Origin of the sequence: Nonomuraea monospora (genome assembly GCF_039531895.1) — a bacterium.
Lineage (GTDB): Bacteria > Actinomycetota > Actinomycetes > Streptosporangiales > Streptosporangiaceae > Nonomuraea > Nonomuraea monospora.
Genome location: NZ_BAAAQX010000026.1, coordinates 91,333 through 108,723 on the forward strand (window position 1 = coordinate 91,333; position 17,391 = coordinate 108,723).

The window sequence follows — 17,391 nt, forward strand, 5'->3', positions numbered from 1 at the left end:
ACGCCGAGGGGCTCGCCGTATTCGACGGCGAGCCCCTCGGCGCGGAAGGTGACGCGGTCACCCGGACGGCTGCCGCTCCCACGCCCGGTAAGCCGTCTCCCGCAGCTCCTCATCGGCCGTCCGCTCCACCCGGGCCATCGCCATGCGCAGGAGGGGCGGCGCCATGACGGACGTGACCACGGCCACCAGGATGATCATCGTGTACACCTCGACGCTGACGATGCCCAGCCGCAGCCCCACCATGGCCACCACGACCTCGATGACCCCGCGCGCGTTCAGCCCGGCGCCCAGGGCGAGCGCCTCCCACCGGTTGAGCCTGCTCAGCTTGGCTCCCGCGTACACGCCGAGGAACTTGCCGACGACGGCGACGGCGAGCACCGCGAGCCCCGCCAGCAGCACCGGCGGCTCGGACAGCGCGGTCAGGTCCATGCGCAGGCCCGCCGTGGCGAAGAAGACGGGCGCCAGCGCGCCGAGCACCACGGTGCGCAGCGGCGCCAGCTTGGCGGGGTCCACCTTGCCCGCGCCGCCGATGAGGATGCCCATCACGAACGCCCCGAAGACGGCCTCCAGCCCGAGGGCGTGCGTGGCCGCGCCGGCGAGCACGATGAGCACGACCGTGGTGGCCACCGTGGGCCCGGCCCCCTCGGATCGGGCGGCCAGCCGGAGCGAGCCGCGCACCAGCGGCCTGCCGACGGTGAGGGCGAACACGACGATGGCCGCGAGGTAGGCCAGGGACGTCAGCACGGTGCCGGTCGACACGGTGTGCACGGCCATGGCGCTGACGATCGACAGCATGAACCAGCCGAACGCGTCGTCGATCATCCCGGCGGTGAGCGAGAGCTGGCCGACGTTGCGGTGGATGAGCTTCATGTCCATCAGCGTCTTGGCCAGCACGGGGATGGCGCTGACGCACATGGCCACGCCGAGGAACAGCGCGAAGACCATGGTGTCGGCGCCGTCCGGGATCAGGGAGCCGGGGATGAGGAAGCCCGCGGCGACGCCGAGCCCCAGCGGCACCACGAGCCCGCCCACGCTGACGCCCGCCGCCGTCGCCGCGCGTCTGCGGACCAGGCCCATGTCCAGGTGGATGCCGGTCAGGCCGACCAGGAGGATCACGCCGAGCTGCCCTACCGCGTCGAGCAGGTGGAACTGGCCGGGCTGGGCGGGGAACAGCCACTGCTGGAGGTCCGGCGCGAGGTGGGCCAGCAGCGAGGGGCCCACCAGCACGCCGGCGAGCAGCTCACCCACCACGGACGGCAGTCTCAGGCGGGTCGCGAGGGCGCCCAGGGCAAGCGCCAGGAGCAGCAACGTCCCGATCTGGAGCAGGAAGATCAGCAATTGGTGTGCACCGATGGGCGCGACGGGGGTCATGACGTTCTCCTCAGATCGCGGCGCCGCAGAGTGTGCGGCGCCCAGAAAAAGCCCGAAAAAAGCCGAAAAGGTGATGGAGGGTGGTCGTCAGGCGGCGATGCGCTTGCGGTCCACCTTGCCGGTGGACGTGCGCGGGAACGGGTGCTCGACCAGTCGGATGGCCGACGGGATGGCCGCTCGGGGCAGCCGGGTCGCGCAGTGCGCGCGCAGGCGCAGCCCCGACAGCCCGCTCGTGCGGGTCCTGCGGACGAACGCGGTGAGCCGGACGTCGCCGCCTTCACCGTCCGGCACGACCACGGCCTCGACGACGTCGTCGTGCTCCAGCAGGACGCGTTCGATCTGCTCGGGATTGACGCGGACGCCGCGCACCTTGAGCTGGAAGTCGTCCCGGCCGACGAGGAACAGCCGCCCGCCTGGGTCGCGGCGGACCAGGTCGCCGGTGCGGAACCAGGTGTGCCCGTCGGCGCCGGCGACGAAGCGGCCGTTCGAGGTGCCCGGGCCGGCCGTGAGGTACCCGGTGGTCTGGAACGGCGTGCGGACCAGCAGCTCGGCGGCGTCCATACGCTCCGGATCCGATGGGGGCTCCAGGCTGGCGACGACGCCGGGCAGCGGTTCACCGATCGGCAGGGGGTCGGGCGCGGTGGCCTCGGCCGCGTCGAACTCGTACCAGAAGCTGTCGTTGGTCTCGGTGCAGCCGTAGACGTTGTAGTAGCGGGCGTTGGGGAACCTGTCCGGCAGGGTCGCCCGTACGGAGGCGGGCGCGTGGTCCCCGGTCACGATGACGTGCCTGACTGCGGGGAAGGCGCCCTCCGCGAGGAGCTGGTACAGCATGGGCACGCCCTGGACCACGGTCACGTCGCAGGCGGCGAAGAAGTCGCCGACGTGCCGCGGGTTGGCGGCCACGGCGGGGTCCACGAGGGCGACGCAGCCGCCGTGCCGCAGCGTGGCCCAGATGTCGAGCAGGCACAGGTCGAAGTTGAGCGGCGCGTAGTTGAGCACCACCTCGCCGGGGCCGAGGCCGAAGGCGTCGCCCGCCCAGCGGGTGAAGGCGCTGACGGCGCCGGTGGAGAGCGGGACGAGTTTGGGGGTTCCGGTGGAGCCCGAGGTGGTCAGGATGAAGGCGGTGTGGGCGGCGGTGACCGGCGCGGGCTGGGGCAGCGGCGGCCCCCCTCCGGCGCCGCCCTCGGCAGGGGTCCCGGCACCGCCCGCTGCGCCGTTCCCGGTGCCGCCCCCTACGCCGTTTCCGGCGATGACCCTGGTGACGAGATCAGGGTGCTCCTCGGCTTGCCCGGCGTCGGCGGCGAGCACCTGCGCGCACCCGGCCCGCTCGCACAGCTCGCGCAAGGCGACCTCTCCGAGGTCGATCGGCGGCAGCAGCACCGGCCGTCCCGCCGCGAGGCAGGCGAGCACGAGCGCGATCGCCTCCGGCGACTTCTTGGCCAGGACCGCGACCGGCCCGGGTGGCAGGGTGGTCAGCTCCGCCTGCGCGTGTCCGGCGAGTGCGGCGAGCTCGCCGTAGCTGACCACCCCCTTACGGGTACGCAGCGCGGGCGCGTCCGGGTCGGACTTCGTCCGGGCGAGGAAACCGTTCAGCAGTTCGGTTGTCGTCATGTCTCGAGCTTCGGCGACCGGGGTGCCGGGAACCAGGCGGAGGGGCGTCAGCTACGTGCCGGTGACCGTCAGCTTCCTGCCGTCAGGACCGGACGTCCTCCAGCTCGGGAGCGGCGGCCGGCTCGGCCTCGGCGCGGGTGGCCAGCACGGACCCGGCGAGGATGAGCACGAAGGAGACGACGATCAGCCCGGTCAGCGGCTCCTGCAGGACGAGCACCCCTGCGGCGATGGCGACGGCCGGGTTCACGTACGTGGAGACCAGCGCGCGCGACGGCCCGGCCTCCTTGATGAGCTCGACGTACACGACGAACGCCAGCCCCGTGCAGAGCACCCCCAGCCCGAGCAGCGCGGCCAGCACGGCGCCGCTGGGCATGGTGGCCGGCCAGGTCCAGGCGGCGGCGGGCGCGTAGACGAGCGCGGCGAGGCCGAGGCAGGCCGCCGTGAGCGGGATGGTGGGCACGTCGCGCAGGTAGCGGTCGGCGATCAGCGGGGCGATGGCGTAGGCGAGCACGACCAGCAGCACCTCGGTGATCGACCAGGCGCTCCCGCCGCCCAGGTGCGGCCAGGCGAGCACGGCGGTGCCGACGACGCCGAGCGCCAGCCCGGCCCAGCGGGCCCTGCCCAGGCGTTCCTCGCCGCCGGTCATGCGGGCCAGCAGCACGCCGAGGATGGGCGCGGCGGCGATCAGCAGCCCGGCGGTGGAGCTGGAGAGCTGCCGTTCCGCGTCGGACAGCAGCCACCAGGGCGCGAGGATCTCCAGGAAGGCGAACGCGGCGACCGGCCGCCAGTGCTTCCTGAGCATGCCGAGTTGCCCGCCGCGCAGCGCGAGGGGCAGGAGCAGCGCGGCGCCGATGGCGGTGCGGGCGAAGACCAGCACGGGCACCGGCACCTCGGCCACCGCGACCTTGATCAGCAGGTAGGGAATGCCCCACATGACAGATATCAGGGCGAACAGCACCCAGCCACGGCGACTCATGGGCTACTCCTTCCAGAATTCGCCTGTTCGGCGAATTTCTGCGTGCCGGCACTTCTTCGAGTACTAACACGGGAGCCCGCGCCGGGTCTTCTTCCAACGTGCTCACTTACGCGCGGACAGAGTCATTGACTTTGTTTGATGAATGCGGTCAGGATCGTCATTGCGCAGGTATTGGCGGCCATCTGGCGGCAGTGTACGATCTGGCCCGTAGTCCCCGCCAGTGAAAGGGAGGAGAAACACGATGGCCGACAAAACCCCGAATCCCGCGATGCGGCAGCTCGACGTTCTCGTCGGCACCTGGAAGGTGACGAACTTCGACGAGAGCGGCGAGCAGACCGACGAGGGCACCGTCAGGTTCGAGTGGCTGAACGGGGGTTTCTACCTGATCCAGCACGTCGAGCTGGGCGTGAGCAGGTCGGTGGAGTACATCGGCTACGACCCCGAGACCGGCACGCTCAAGTCACACCTGTTCGGCCAGTCCCACGAGATCCTCAAGTACACCTGGGAGGTGAAGGGCGACACCCTGACGATCTGGTACGGCGACCCGGGCTCGCCCGCCCGTTTCACCGGCACGTTCGACGAGGACCGCAAGTCCAACACCGGGGCCTGGGAATGGCCGGGCGGCGGTTTTCGGTCGACCATGGTCAGGGCCTGACACATTCGACCGTCCGCTGACTGCGCGCGGTGCCGGCTGACCGTCCGGCACCGCGCATTCTGCGAGATGCGCCGGGCTGTGCGCAGAGGTGATGCTGCGATTCGTGGACATCACACAGGTGATTAGAGAATTCGTGGTGACGGAGTATCTTCCGGATACTCCCGCCGACGAGCTCGAGGTCGATTACGACCTTTTCCGCAACGGGGTGATCAACAGCCTCGATCTGCTGAGGCTCATTTCCTGGCTGAAGGATCATTTCGGCATCCCCGTCGACGAGCTCGACATCGTCCCGGAGAACTTCCGCACGGTGGCCAACATCCGCGATTTCGTCGCGTCAGCCCTGCCGGCATCAGCAGAACGGACATTCACATGATCATTCGCAAGATTTCCGACGTGCAGCCGGTCGAGTGGGGCAACGGTCTCAGCCGCCGTTTCCTGGTCGAGGACGACGGCATGGGCTACACGCTCACCGACACGACCGTCTGGGCCGGGACCAGCTCCCCCCTGGAGTACCGCAAGCACCTGGAGGCCTGCTACTGCATCAGCGGCGCGGGCGCGGTGGTCGACGCCGACGGGCGCACGCACGCCCTGGAGCCGGGCACCATGTACGCCCTCGACCAGAACGACCCGCACCACCTGATCGCCTACCCCGGCGAGGACATGCGGCTGATCTGCGTCTTCTCCCCCGCGCTGCGCGGCGACGAGCGCCACGCGCTCGACGAGGCCGCGTTCTCCTGCTACTGACGGATCTGATCTCGCATGTACGAGTGGAGCGAAGAGCATCGCGAGCTCAGAGCCGAGTTCGCGCACTGGTACGAGGCGCTGGGCGAGGACCATCTCGAAGCCGACAGGGCGGCCGGGCCGCCGATGCCCCAGTGGGAGCGGGTGCGGGCCTCCGGGCTGCTGCGCCTGCCGTTCCACGCCGAGTGGGGCGGCCGCGGGCTCGACCTGCTCAGCACCATGTACGTCCTGGAGGGGCTCGGCGAGGGCTGCCGGGACGGGGGCCTGTGCTTCTCGGTCTGCACGCAGATCGTCAGCGCCGGGATCCCGCTGCAGCGTTTCGGCAGCGCCGAGCTGAAGGCCCGCCACCTGCCGGGCATCTGCGACGGCGGCACGATCACCGCGCACGCGATCACCGACCCGCGTGGCGGCTCCGACGTGCTGGGCATGGGCATGACCGCCAAGCCCGACGGCGACGACCACTGGGTGCTCGACGGGGACAAGGTGTTCGTGACGAACGGCCCGGTGGCCGACCTGATCGTGGTGTACGCGGTCACCGACGCGAGCCTCGGCCCGTTCGGATTGACGGCCTTCCTGGTCGAGCGGGGCACCGAGGGGCTGGAGGCCGGCCCCGACGTGCCGAAGATGGGGCTGCGCAGCTCGCCGCTCGGCGAGCTGTCCCTGCGCGACTGCCGGATCCCGGCGGCGAACGTGCTGGGCAGGCCCGGCATGGGGTTCACGGTGCTGGACCACGTGATGCGCTGGGAGATCCTGTGCTCGTTCATCGTCCAGGTGGGCGCGATGCGGCACCGGCTCGACCGGTGCGTGGCGCACGCCACGAGCCGGCGCCAGTTCGGCCGGCCCATCGGCTCCTTCCAGATGATCGCCGACCAGATCGTGGAGATGAAGATCGGCGTGGAGACGGCCCGCCGCTGGCTGTACGACGCGGCGGAGGGCCTGGTGAAGGGCCGGGACGTCACCACCGACATCGCGATCGCGAAGGTGGTGGCCAGCGAGGCGAACGTCAAGTCGGCGCTGTCCGCGGTGCAGATCTTCGGCGGGCGCGGCTACCTGGCCGAGACCGGCCTGGAGAAGGACCTCCGGGACGCGGTCGGCGGCACCATCTACTCCGGCACCTCGCAGATGCAGCGGATCCGCATCGCGCGGATGCTCGGCCTGAAGGAGTCACAGACATGACCGCTGACCTGGCCGCCACCGCGTTCCTGGACACCGGCCACCCCGCGGTGCGGGAGTTCGCCGCCCGTGCGACGGCGGGCGCCGAGACCGCCACCGACCGGGCGGTCCGGCTGTACTACGCGGTCCGGGACGACATCCTGTACGACGTCTACGACATCGACATGTCCCGCGACGGGCTGCGGGCCAGCACGATCATCTCCCGCGGCAGCGGCTTCTGCCTGCACAAGTCGATCGTGTACGCCGCAGCCGCCCGCTCGCTGGGCATCCCGGCCAGGCTGGTGTTCGCCGACGTCCGCAACCACCTGGCCTCCGGGCGGCTCAAGGAGCTGGTCGGCGGCGACGTGTTCCGCTTCCACGGCCTGGTCTCGGTCGGGCTGGAGGGCCGCTGGGTGAAGGCGACGCCGGTGTTCAACAAGACGCTGTGCCGCCTGTACCGGCTCAAGCCGCTGGAGTTCGACGGCGCCGCCGACAGCGTCTACCACCCGTTCGACGAGTCGGGGCGGCGGCACATGGAGTTCCTGCGCTGGCACGGGGAGTTCGACGACTTCCCGTACGAGCTGGTCCTGGACACGTTCAGGACGGACCACCCGCGGCTGCTGGACGGCCACGACCAAACCGTGAAGGGCTCGCTGACAGCCGAGGCGAGCGTCTGAACATCGATCGTGTGAGGTTCACCTTGAACGAGCGCGTGAAGTACACCCTGTCCGAGGACGACATCCCGACCTCCTGGCTCAACATCGCCGCGGACTTCGGGGGCACGGCGGCGCCCATCCTCGACCCGGCCACGGGCGAGCCGGTCAGCCGGGAGGAGCTGGCCAGGTCGATGGCGGAGCCGCTGATCGAGCAGGAGCTGAGCACCGAGCCGGAGTTCGAGATCCCCGGCCCGGTCCGCGACATCTACCGGCAGTGGCGGCCGACCCCGATGTACCGGGCCCGCAGGCTGGAACGGGTGCTCGACACCCCGGCCCGCATCTACTACAAGTACGAGGGCGTCGCGCCGAGCGGCAGCCTGAAGCCCAACTCGGCGGTTCCGCAGGCGTACTACAACAAGCAGGCCGGACGGACGGGCCTGGTCACGGAGACCGGCGCGGGCCAGTGGGGCACCGCGATCGCGTCGGCCGCCGCGATGTTCGGGCTGACCGCGAAGGTGTTCATGGTCGGGGTCAGCTTCCGGCAGAAGCCGTACCGGCGGGCGCTGATGGAGGCGTACGGCGCGGTCTGCTCCGCCAGCCCCAGCCCGGAGACGGCGGCGGGCCGGGCGATCCTGGCGGAGGACCCGGACCATCCGGGCAGTCTGGGCATCGCCAAGTCCGAGGCGATGGAGGTGGCCTGGGCCAACCCCGAGCTGGGGTACACGCGGGGCAGCTCGCTGAATCACGTGTGCGCGCACCAGACGGTCATCGGCCAGGAGGCGATGGCGCAGATGGCGCTCGCCGACGACTACCCGGACATCGTGGTCGGCCCGTGCGGCGGCGGCAGCACGCTGGCCGGGATGTGCTTCCCGTTCCTGCGGGACAAGCTGCGGGGCGGCCGCGAGATCCGGCTCATCGCGGCCGAGCCGGTCGCCTGCCCGACGCTGACGCGCGGGCGGATCGCCTACGACCACTCCGACGCGGCGCGGCTCACCCCGCTGTCGCGGATGCACACGCTGGGCCACCGGTTCGTGCCGCCGCCGGTGCACGCCGGCGGGCTGCGGGCGCACGACAGCTCGCCGCTGATCAGCAGGGCGGTGGAGAACGGGCTGATGGAGGCGGTCGCGCTGCGTCAGGTCGCCGTCTTCGAGGCGGGCATCATGTTCGCCCGCGCGGAGGGCATCCTGCCGGCGCCCGAGTCCAGCCACGCGGTCAGGGCGGCCATCGACGAGGCGCTGCGGTGCCGCGAGGAGGGGCGCTCGAAGGCGATCCTCATCGCGCTGTCCGGCCACGGGCACTTCGACCTGGCCGCCTACGAGAAGTACCTCAGCGGCACGCTGCCCGACGACGAGCCGAGCGAGGAGGTGTTCCAGCAGGGGCTGGACAGCATCCCGCAGCTCGCCACCCTGTGACGCAACGCCCATGACGGGGGTCTCCTGCCGGAGGCCCCCGTTTCTTGCGCTCTGGTCGGCCAAGTGCCGCTCAAGTATCTTTACGAACGGATTGACCGCCAGACGGCTTCGAGGAGCGGCCCATGCGCGTGGTCATCGCCGGCGCCGGCATCGCCGGTCTGACCGCCGCCCTGAGCCTGCACGCCGCCGGCATCACCGACGTGACCGTGCGCGAGGCGGTGCGGGAGCTGCACCCGCTGGGCGTCGGCATCAACATCCTGCCGCACGCCATCCGCGAGCTGATCGAGCTGGGCCTGGGCGAGCGCCTGGCGTCGATCGGCGTGGCGACCGCCGACCTGACCTTCCTCACCTCCCGCGGGCAGCGCATCTGGTCGGAGCCGCGCGGGCTGGACGCGGGCTACCTGTGGCCGCAGTACTCGATCCACCGGGGGCGGCTGCAGCTCATGCTGCTGGAGGCCGTGCGCGAGCGGCTCGGCCCGCAGGCGGTGGTGCTCGGCTCCCCCGTCACCGGCCTCGATCACGACGCCGACCTGCTCGTGGGCGCCGACGGCATCCGCTCCGGCGTCCGGCAGGCGCTCTTCCCCGGCGAGGGCGAGCCGCTGCCCGGCGGCGACGTGCTGTGGCGCGGCACCACGTACGCCAGGCCGTTCATGACCGGCAGGTCCATGCTCATGGTCGGCGACAGCACGCAGAAGCTGGTCATCTACCCCATCGCGCCGCCCGGGGACGACGGCACCCAGCTCATCAACTGGGCCGTCCAGCGCGCGGCCCGCGTGGACGGCGTGCCGCGCGGCGACTGGAACCAGCCCGTCAGCGTGCAGAAGGTGCTCCCGCACGTGGACGGCTGGCACTGCGACGAGCTGGACGTGCGGGCGCTCATCGCCGGCGCGCACCAGGTGCTGGAGTACCCGCTCGTCGACCGTGACCCGCTGCCCTACTGGTCGACCCCGACGGTCACGCTGATGGGCGACGCGGCGCACCCGATGTACCCGACGGGCTCCAACGGCGGCACCCAGGCCGTGATCGACGCGCGGGTGCTGGCGTACGCGCTGGCCAACGGCCTCGGCCTGGAGTTCTACGAGGAGCAGCGGCGGCCGGTCACCAACGGGGTGGTGCTGGCCAACCGGGGCGACGGGCCCGAGGTGATCCTGCGGCTGACGCACGAGCGGGCGCCGGACGGGTTCGCCGACATCGAGGACGTCATGCCGCTGGCGGAGCGCGAGGAGATCGCGCTGCGGTACAAGAAGCTCGCCGGGTTCGAGCCGGCCACGCTGAACGCGCGCCGAAGCTGGTCGGTACACCCGCCCGAACCCTGACCTCCCCGCCGCCGCCTCGGGCCCCCGCGTGCCGGAGGGGCTCAGCTCAGGACGACGCCTCCGGCCAGGCGCGCCACGAGGCCGGGCGTGTCGCCGCGCTCGACCTCCAGCTCCGCCCCGAACGCCCGCAGCCGGGTGCGCGCGTGCCCGGGGTCGGGATGCCGCCCCGTGAGGGACAGCAGCGACACCTCCGGCAACCCCCGGTCGGCGGGATGCACGGTGGTGCCCCAGTCGATGAGGAAGGGCACCAGCGGGTCGCGCGACGGCATGGTCAGCCGCCATTCCAGCAGGTCACCGTCCGTGGTTCGGCGGGACATGGCCCGGGGCTCGCCCGGGTCGACGCCGTGCCGCCGCGCCTCGGCGACGGTGGCGTCCAGGTCGGCGGGCCGCATGCACCAGTTGACCAGCCGCGGCCCGCTCAGCTCGTCGATCATGAACCAGCGCGGCCCGTCCGGCTCGGGCTGCTCGGGATCCGGCCCGATGATCTCCAGGTAGCGGCGCCCGCCCAGCCCGTACAGGTAGTTGCGGGTGCCGAGGCCCGGGTGCCGGCCGCCCTCGGCGGCCCGCACCCCCAGGGCCTTCTCCAGCGCGGCGACGGTGTCGTCGAGGGTCGGGGTGGCGTAGGCGAGGTGGTCGAGCATGTGTCAGACCTTAGTGAGATCGCGGTCGCGCGTCTCCGGCAGGGCGAGCACGCACAGCAGTGACAGCAGCGCCATGCCGCTCATGAACCAGCCCGCCCCGGCGGTGCCCGCGCTCTCGCTGATCTGCGCGACCAGCAGCGGGGCGACGCCGCCGCCGAGCACGCCGCCCAGGTTGTAGGCGACGCCCGCCCCGGAGTAACGCACGTCCGTGGCGAACAGCTCGGGCAGGTACGCGCCCATCGGCCCGTACACGATGCCCATGCACAGCAGGGCGCCGCTCAGCGCGACCGCGATGAGGAAGTAGTTCTTGGTGTCGAGCAGCGGGAAGAGCAGGAAGCCCCACACGACGCCGAACGCCGCGCCCGCGATGACGAGCTTGCGCCGCCCGAGCCGGTCGGACAGCCGGGCGACCAGGAACGTGCTCACGCCGAGCACGACCACGGCGACCAGGGTGAGCGCCAGCATGGTCGGCCGTGGGATGCCGAGCGTCTTGGTGGTGTAGGTCAGGCAGTAGGTGGCGGCGGTGTAGAACATCACGTACACCACGACGATGGCGCCCGCGCCGAGCAACAGCTCCTTGGGGTTGCGGCGGACGACCTGGGCGATCGGCAGCTTGGCCGCCTCGGTCTTGGCGGTGAACGCGGCGAAGGCCGGGGTCTCGGCGATCTGCAGCCGGATGCGCAGGCCGATGACGACCAGCACGAACGAGAGCAGGAACGGCACCCGCCAGCCCCACGACTGGAAGGCGTCGGCGGGCAGCCAGGTCGACAGCGCCCAGAAGACGGCGGTCGCGACGAAGTACCCGACCGGTGAGCCGAGCTGCGGGGCGGAGGCGAACAGGCCGCGGCGCCCGCGCGGGGCGTACTCGGTGGCCAGCAGGGCCGCGCCGCCCCACTCGCCGCCCAGCCCGATGCCTTGCAGGATGCGCAGCAGCACGAGCAGGATCGGCGCGGCCACGCCGATCGTGGAGAAGTCGGGCAGCAGCCCGATCACCGCCGTGGACAGGCCCATGAGCAGCAGCGACACCACCAGGACTGCCTTGCGCCCGACGCGGTCGCCGAAGTGGCCGAACAGGATCGCGCCGAAGGGCCGGGCGATGAAGCCGATGGCGAAGGTGGCCAGCGACGCCAGGGTGCCCGCGAGGGGCGACAGGCTGGGGAAGAACGCCTCGTTCAGCACCAGCGCGGCGGCGGTGCCGTAGATGTAGTAGTCGTAGAACTCGATCGCGGTGCCGATGAAGCTCGCGCTTGCGACCTTGCGCATCTCTTGCGGAGACGCCGTGGGGACAGCGGTCACGGGTGGCCTGCCATGAAGTCGGTAATCGGATGCATTGTCGGGCAAGGGTAGGTTGCGGCCCCCTGGCCGGGCATTGTCCGATCGGACATCGCATGGCGGGTCCCGTTGTCCTGCCGGGACAACGGGCTCAGGTGGCCGTTCTGAGCTGGATGAGCGCGGCCAGCCGGTGCTCCGGGTCGTTCAGGTCGAGCTCCGTCATCGCGGTCACCCTGCGCATGCGGTGGCGCAGCGTGTTCGGGTGGACGTGCATGACGGCGGCGGCCTCGTTCACGTCGCCGAACCGCTCCAGGTAGACGCGCAGCGAGCGGGCGAGGTCCGGGTGCTCGGCGGCCAGCCGGTCGATGGCCGGGTCACGCACGTCCGGCCGCTGGGCGAGCGCCTCGGCCACCCCGTCGAGCAGCAGCGCGGCCCGCATCCGCGACTCGGTCGCGACCCGCAGGCCCGGCTCCCCCGCCATCAGCCGCAGGATGCGGGAGGCGCGCTTCTTCACGGCCGGGATGTCGTCCAGCCGCTCGGCCACCCCCGCCACGGCGGCCTGCACGGGGGTGCCGGTGCGCCGGCGCAGCACGTCCACCAGCTCCTCCAGCCAGTCGCCCGCGCGGGACGGGCGCGGCAGCAGCACGTAGATGTTGCCGCAGGCCGGGATGACCAGCGCGCCCCGGTGGAAGGCGGCGGCGTGCACCGAGATGATGTCCGTCAGGCGGTCGCGCCTGATCTCCAGCGCGGAGCGGTCCTCCTCGCGCATGCGCAGGTCCAGGCCGATGACCGTGGTGGGCGCCGCCGGGTCCACGCCCAGGTGCGCGGCCAGCGCCGCCGTGTCGAACTCGCCGGTGAGCAGGCCGACGGCCAGCTCGTCGGTACGCGAGGCGCCGCCGTCCGCGCGTACCAGCCACAGGGCCGCCATGCGGGCGGCGCCGCGCAGCACCTCGGCGCTCCGCCCGGCCAGCGGGCGGCCCGCCTCCTGCACCCAGATGCTGCCGAGCGGCCGGTCACCCGCGCTGACGCCCGCCACCATCCGGCGGCGCAGCCCCAGCTCGGGCCGCCCTGGCACCTCCACGACCTCCTCCTCGCTCCAGATCCGCCCGAACACGCCGAGCCGCTGCAGGTGCGAGAGGTAGTCGTCGGGGCAGGTCCGGCCCAGGATCGACTGGCGGCGCACCTGGTCCACCTCGTCGTCGGAGTGCGAGTAGGCCAGCACGCGGTGCGCCACGTCCTCGATCGTCACCGGGCCGCCGGTGAGCGTGGCGACCGTGTCGGCCAGCGAGAACAGGTCGGGGTGGCTCTGCTCGCCCTGGCTGTCGCGGGCCCGCTCGACCAGCGCGCCCGCCAGCGCCTCCACCTGCTGCCAGCGCACCCCGTCCGCCACCGCCAGCACCGCCACGCCCGCCTCCACGGCGGCCTTCTCCACCTCCGCCGTCTCCCCCTCGCGATCGAGCTTGATCGCGACGGCGGTCGCGGCGGCGGCCTCGATCGCCGGTACGGCGGCGGCGCCGCGCACGCCCACCAGGAGCGCGAGGTCGCCCGCCTCGGTGGCGTCGCCCGGCTCCACGATGACCACGCGGCGGATCGGCACGTCGGCGCCCGCGGGGGCGGCGAGCAGCTCTACCAGCGGGCTGCCCAGCGTGCCCGCCAGCTCCTGGAGGCGGACCCCGCCGTGGTGCGCGTTCGTCATGCGCACAAGGGTAGGCGGGGGCCGGAACGCTCCGGCACACCCGGCCACCGGCGGCCCTCTACGCCTGACCGGCCACGCGTTCCTGCCCGGGAAGCTCCACGACGACGTTGGTCGACTTGATCACCGCTACCGCCACCACCCCGGCCTCCAGCCCCAGCTCGTCGGCCGCCTGCCGGCTCATCAGCGACACCACCCGGAACGGCCCTGCGGCGATCTCCACCTGCGCCATCACCCCGTCGCGGAGCACCTCGGTGACGATCCCCCGCATGCGATTGCGAGCCGACGAACGGCCACCGTCGCCGCTCTCCTCGACCTGCGCGCGGGCGAAGGCGGCCAGGTCAGTGCCCTTCACGCGCCGATGCCCGTGCTCGTCGCGCTCGGCCCCGAGCCTGCCCGCGTCGACCCAGCGGCGGACGGTGTCGGAGCTGACCCCGAGCAGCGCCGCGGCCTCACTGATCCGGAACGTCGTCACGAGATCTCACCCTATGCGCGGATCAGCACACCAGATCCGCCCATGGACCCGGGATCACGTCCGGCGGTGGTAGGTGAAGGCGAACAGCCCGGCGCCGCCGGCCGCGTACAGCGCCGAGCCGTCCGGGTGCCAGGCGCAGCCGTACAGGTCGCCGTCCACGACGACGCCGCACTCGGTCGCGTGGCCGGCGACGTCCCAGACGCGCAGGCAGCCGTGTTTGCCGGCGGTGGCCAGGCGGGTGCCGTCCGGGGAGAAGGCCAGGCCGACGAGCCAGTCGTCCTGGCCGAAGCGGGCCGTTCTGGTTCCCGTCAGGTCGAACAGCTCGACGCGGCCGTCGATGGTGCCCGCCGCCACGTGGCCGCCGCCGGGGGCGACGGCCAGCGCCTCGACCAGGCTCTCCGTCTCCGCCGGCGGGCCCAGCGGGCGGCCGTCGCGGGTCCAGCGCCGCACCTGGTGGCCGGACGCGATCGCGAGCCAGGACGCGTCAGGGGCGATGGCCAGCGCGGTCACCTCCTCGTCGTGCGGGCCCAGGGTCGCGATGGGTTCGAGGTCGGGGGTCAGGACGCGTACGGTGCGGTCCGTGGCGACGGCCAGCCACGTGCCGTCAGGGGCGATGGCCGAGGACAGCTCCACCATGGAGTCGGTCTCGGGCGGGGTCTCGGTGACGCGTACCGTGCCGTCCCGGTCGTACAGGCGGATGCCGCCCTCGGGGTCGAGGCCCAGCACGTACGCGCCGTCGGGGGCCACGGCCACGCTCCTCAGCCACTCCCGCGGGCCCCGGGCGCGTGCGGTGCCGTCGGGGTTCCAGAGGGTCAGGCCGGACACGCTCACCGTGGCCAGGTACGAGCCGTCGCCCGCCACCGCGATGCCGCGCAGGTCGTGGCGGGCGGGCGGCTCCCCCGTGGTTTCCGGCACGTCCCAGACGCGGACCGTGCGGTCGCCGCTCGCCGAGACCAGGAGGGAGCCGTCCGGGGTGATGGCCAGGCCGGTGATCGTGGCGGTGTGGCCGTGGAGGCGGGCGCGCACTGTGCCGTCGGGGGTCAGGACGGCGATGTTGTCGTCGAAGTCGGAGACGGCCAGCCAGGTGCTGTCGGGGGCGATGGCCAGGCCGGTGCCGTGGGTGAAGACGGTGTCCAGCTCGGCGCGGGGGGTGCCGTCGGGGTTGAGGAGGCGGAGGGTGCCGTGCGGGCTGAGCAGCGCCAGCCACTCGCCGGAGGGCGCGATGGCGACCGCCTCGGCGCCGTTGACACCAGCATCCTCGCTGGTCAGTTCCTGCCCGTCCCCGTCCCCGTCCCCGTCCTCTCCGTCCCCGTCGTCCTCGTCCCACGCCCACACCGCCTCGACGACCGTCCGGCGGCTCCCGTCCGCCGTCCACAGCTCGGTGGCGTCCAGGCCGGCCGCCACCACCCACGTGCCGTCGGGCGCGATGGCCACGTCCTCGTACTCCTCCACCGCCTCCTCCGGCGCGGCGCGCACCGTGCCGTCCGCGTCGAAGAACCACAGGAACCCCTGCCCGCCGACCACTCCCCACCCGCCGCAGGGCGCGATGGCGACCGCCTCGGGCGTCCCCGGCAGGTCGTCGAGGACGGCGCGCGGGTGACCGTCCTCCTCCCACAGCCGGACGGTCCCGTCCCAGCTCCCGGTGGCCAGCCACGCGCCGCCGGGCGCGACGGCCACGCAGGTGACCTCGTTCTCGTGCCCGAGCAGGGTCCGCATCCCCCTGCCGTCCAGGCCCCACCGCGACACCCGCCCCTGGTCGCCGGCAGCGGCCAGCCAGGCGCCGTCCGGGGACACGGCCAGGCCCGTCAGCCGTTCAGCGGGGGTGTGGTGGGTGCGCAGGAGCGCCTGGTGCGGCAGGTCGGGCGGGGTGCCGCGGTGCTCCAGCCAGGGCGATCCCCGTTCGGCCAGCCACCGCCGCAGGTCCTCGCCCGCGCCGGGTGTGGCGTGCAGGCGGGCGGCGAGCGTGGGCAGCACGCCGACGCCCAGCTCACGCGCGCTCTCCAGCAGATGGGACGATCCCGTCAGGACGCGCACAAGGGACTCGACGGCACTGTCATCCACCCTGTCCAGGTCTTCGAGGGCGGCGTCCACCCCCGAGTGGTGGACGCGGGACGCCAGCCAGGCCACGTCGCACACCATCTCCCGCAACGCGTCCGCGTCACCCGCCTCCGCATACAGCCGGGCCAGGTTCCGCATCATCCACTCCCCCGTGCCCGGCAGGTCGGCCCAGCCCTCGGGCGTCTCGCCGGGATCGGCGTCGACCAGCGCGCGGCGGGCCCGTTCCAGCCCTTCGGCCCCGAGCAGCTCCCGCACCCGCTCCGCCACCCCGTCGGCCAGCCCCAGCACCGGATGGTCGGTACGCCGCCGCACCAGCCGCATGCCCTCCAGCCGGGCGATGAGCGCACCGATCTGCCCGCCGGTGACGCCCCCGCCCGCGCTCCACAGCAGGGCGGCCACCCCGATGGGGATGCCCTCGCCGGGGCCGAACAGGCCGAGCTGGAGGAACCGTCCGGCGGCAGCCGGGTCCACGGTGCGCAGCCAGTCGAGCGAGTGATCGACGAGCGCCCCGATCAGGGCGGCCCTGGACGCGGGCGCGGCCAGGTCCGTGCGGCAGGGCAGCCGGGCGGCCAGGCGGGTGGCCGCCTCGGTGGCGGGCTCGCCCGTGACGACCTGGCTGACGATGAGCCCGTGCGCCATGGTGAGGGCGAGCGGCCAGCCTCCGGCGCGCTCCGCGAGCAGGGCGGCCGTGTCCTCGTCCAGGGCGGGCAGGTCGCGGCGCAGCAGCGCCGTGCCCTCCGCGACGCTCATCGGCCCGACGCCCACCGTCGTCACGAACGACGGTTCCTCGCCGACGGCCCGCACCGTGACGAGCCACGTGCAGCCGGGCACCGTGAACGCCAGCGGCACCACCAGACCGGCGTGCCGCAGCCCGTCCAGCACCATCAGCCGCGGACCCGGCCGGAAGATCTGCCCCCGCAGCAGCTCGTCGGCGGCCTCCTCGTCGTGGGCGGCGCTGATCAGGTCGTCCGGGTCCACGTGCGAGAACGGCTCGACGTCCGCGCCGTGCAGGTTCTCCAGCACCTCGGTGAACTCGGCGGCCTGCTCGTCCGGGTGGGAGCCGCCGGCGTTCAGCCAGCCGACGCCCTCGGGGAAGCGCGCGACCACCTCGGGACGGCGCAGCGCCGCCGCCACGACCGCGGTGACCCCGAGCCCCTCGACGCCGTCCAGTTGGGGCGCCACCACGATCAGCCCGCTGTCGTCCGAGGTCAGCGCGGCCACGACCCGGTCCACGTCCGCCTCCCGCCCGATCCAACCGTCGATGCTCGCGATCGCCCCGGCCTGCGCCACGTACGCTCCCCTCCCGTGCCTGCTCCTGTGGATCAACGAAGGGACGGGCCGGTGAGTTCGCGACGGCGGTGG

General features: G+C 72.7%; 15 protein-coding genes. 7 read left to right on the forward strand and 8 right to left on the reverse strand.

Annotated features, from left to right (window positions below):
- Positions 1-57 precede the first annotated feature (57 nt).
- The 3 genes from ABD331_RS39005 to ABD331_RS39015 all read right to left on the reverse strand — a co-directional run bounded on the left by ABD331_RS39005 (position 58) and on the right by ABD331_RS39015 (position 3,958).
- Complete coding sequence (locus ABD331_RS39005; RefSeq protein WP_344486862.1) at positions 58-1,371, reverse strand: cation:proton antiporter; 1,314 nt, start codon at positions 1,369-1,371, stop codon at positions 58-60.
- Positions 1,372-1,458: 87 nt separating this feature from the next.
- Complete coding sequence (locus ABD331_RS39010) at positions 1,459-2,982, reverse strand: AMP-binding protein (RefSeq protein WP_344486865.1); 1,524 nt, start codon at positions 2,980-2,982, stop codon at positions 1,459-1,461.
- Positions 2,983-3,064: 82 nt separating this feature from the next.
- Entirely contained in the window at positions 3,065-3,958 is an 894-nt protein-coding gene (locus tag ABD331_RS39015; RefSeq protein WP_344486868.1) for a DMT family transporter, read from the reverse strand.
- Between the two features lie 241 nt (positions 3,959-4,199).
- Here ABD331_RS39015 and ABD331_RS39020 point away from each other — a divergent pair, with 241 nt between their 5' ends.
- The 7 genes from ABD331_RS39020 to ABD331_RS39050 all read left to right on the forward strand — a co-directional run bounded on the left by ABD331_RS39020 (position 4,200) and on the right by ABD331_RS39050 (position 9,890).
- Positions 4,200-4,613: a hypothetical protein gene (locus tag ABD331_RS39020; protein ID WP_344486871.1), complete on the forward strand. Its 414-nt coding sequence runs from the start codon at positions 4,200-4,202 to the stop codon at positions 4,611-4,613.
- 103 nt (positions 4,614-4,716) lie between these two features.
- Positions 4,717-4,986 carry an acyl carrier protein gene (locus ABD331_RS39025; RefSeq protein ID WP_344486874.1) on the forward strand — a complete coding sequence of 90 codons (270 nt, stop codon included), beginning with the start codon at positions 4,717-4,719 and terminating at the stop codon, positions 4,984-4,986.
- Complete coding sequence (locus ABD331_RS39030; RefSeq protein WP_344486877.1) at positions 4,983-5,357, forward strand: ectoine synthase; 375 nt, start codon at positions 4,983-4,985, stop codon at positions 5,355-5,357. The genes ABD331_RS39025 and ABD331_RS39030 overlap by 4 nt, the downstream gene beginning before the upstream one ends.
- A gap of 15 nt (positions 5,358-5,372) precedes the next feature.
- A complete protein-coding gene (locus ABD331_RS39035; protein ID WP_344486880.1) occupies positions 5,373-6,530 on the forward strand; it encodes an acyl-CoA dehydrogenase family protein in 1,158 nt (385 codons plus the stop codon).
- Positions 6,527-7,183 (forward strand): transglutaminase-like domain-containing protein, encoded by a 657-nt coding sequence (locus ABD331_RS39040; RefSeq protein ID WP_344486883.1) that lies wholly within the window; start codon positions 6,527-6,529, stop codon positions 7,181-7,183. The genes ABD331_RS39035 and ABD331_RS39040 overlap by 4 nt, the downstream gene beginning before the upstream one ends.
- A gap of 11 nt (positions 7,184-7,194) precedes the next feature.
- Positions 7,195-8,574: a TrpB-like pyridoxal phosphate-dependent enzyme gene (locus ABD331_RS39045; RefSeq protein WP_344486886.1), complete on the forward strand. Its 1,380-nt coding sequence runs from the start codon at positions 7,195-7,197 to the stop codon at positions 8,572-8,574.
- Between the two features lie 122 nt (positions 8,575-8,696).
- Positions 8,697-9,890 (forward strand): flavin-dependent oxidoreductase, encoded by a 1,194-nt coding sequence (locus tag ABD331_RS39050; protein ID WP_344486889.1) that lies wholly within the window; start codon positions 8,697-8,699, stop codon positions 9,888-9,890.
- A 41-nt stretch (positions 9,891-9,931) separates the two neighbouring features.
- Here the strand turns inward: ABD331_RS39050 and ABD331_RS39055 are convergent, their stop codons facing one another.
- The 5 genes from ABD331_RS39055 to ABD331_RS39075 form a co-directional block, all read right to left on the reverse strand.
- Entirely contained in the window at positions 9,932-10,531 is a 600-nt protein-coding gene (locus ABD331_RS39055; RefSeq protein WP_344486892.1) for a VOC family protein, read from the reverse strand.
- Between the two features lie 3 nt (positions 10,532-10,534).
- A complete protein-coding gene (locus ABD331_RS39060) occupies positions 10,535-11,794 on the reverse strand; it encodes an MFS transporter (RefSeq protein ID WP_344486895.1) in 1,260 nt (419 codons plus the stop codon).
- Between the two features lie 160 nt (positions 11,795-11,954).
- Positions 11,955-13,499 carry a PucR family transcriptional regulator gene (locus tag ABD331_RS39065; RefSeq protein ID WP_344486898.1) on the reverse strand — a complete coding sequence of 515 codons (1,545 nt, stop codon included), beginning with the start codon at positions 13,497-13,499 and terminating at the stop codon, positions 11,955-11,957.
- Between the two features lie 58 nt (positions 13,500-13,557).
- The gene (locus ABD331_RS39070; RefSeq protein WP_344486901.1) at positions 13,558-13,971 is read right to left on the reverse strand and encodes a TOBE domain-containing protein; all 414 of its coding nucleotides are present in this window, start codon (positions 13,969-13,971) and stop codon (positions 13,558-13,560) included.
- 54 nt (positions 13,972-14,025) lie between these two features.
- Positions 14,026-17,319, reverse strand: coding sequence for a hypothetical protein (locus ABD331_RS39075; protein WP_344486904.1), 3,294 nt, complete (start codon positions 17,317-17,319; stop codon positions 14,026-14,028).
- Positions 17,320-17,391: the final 72 nt, after the last annotated feature.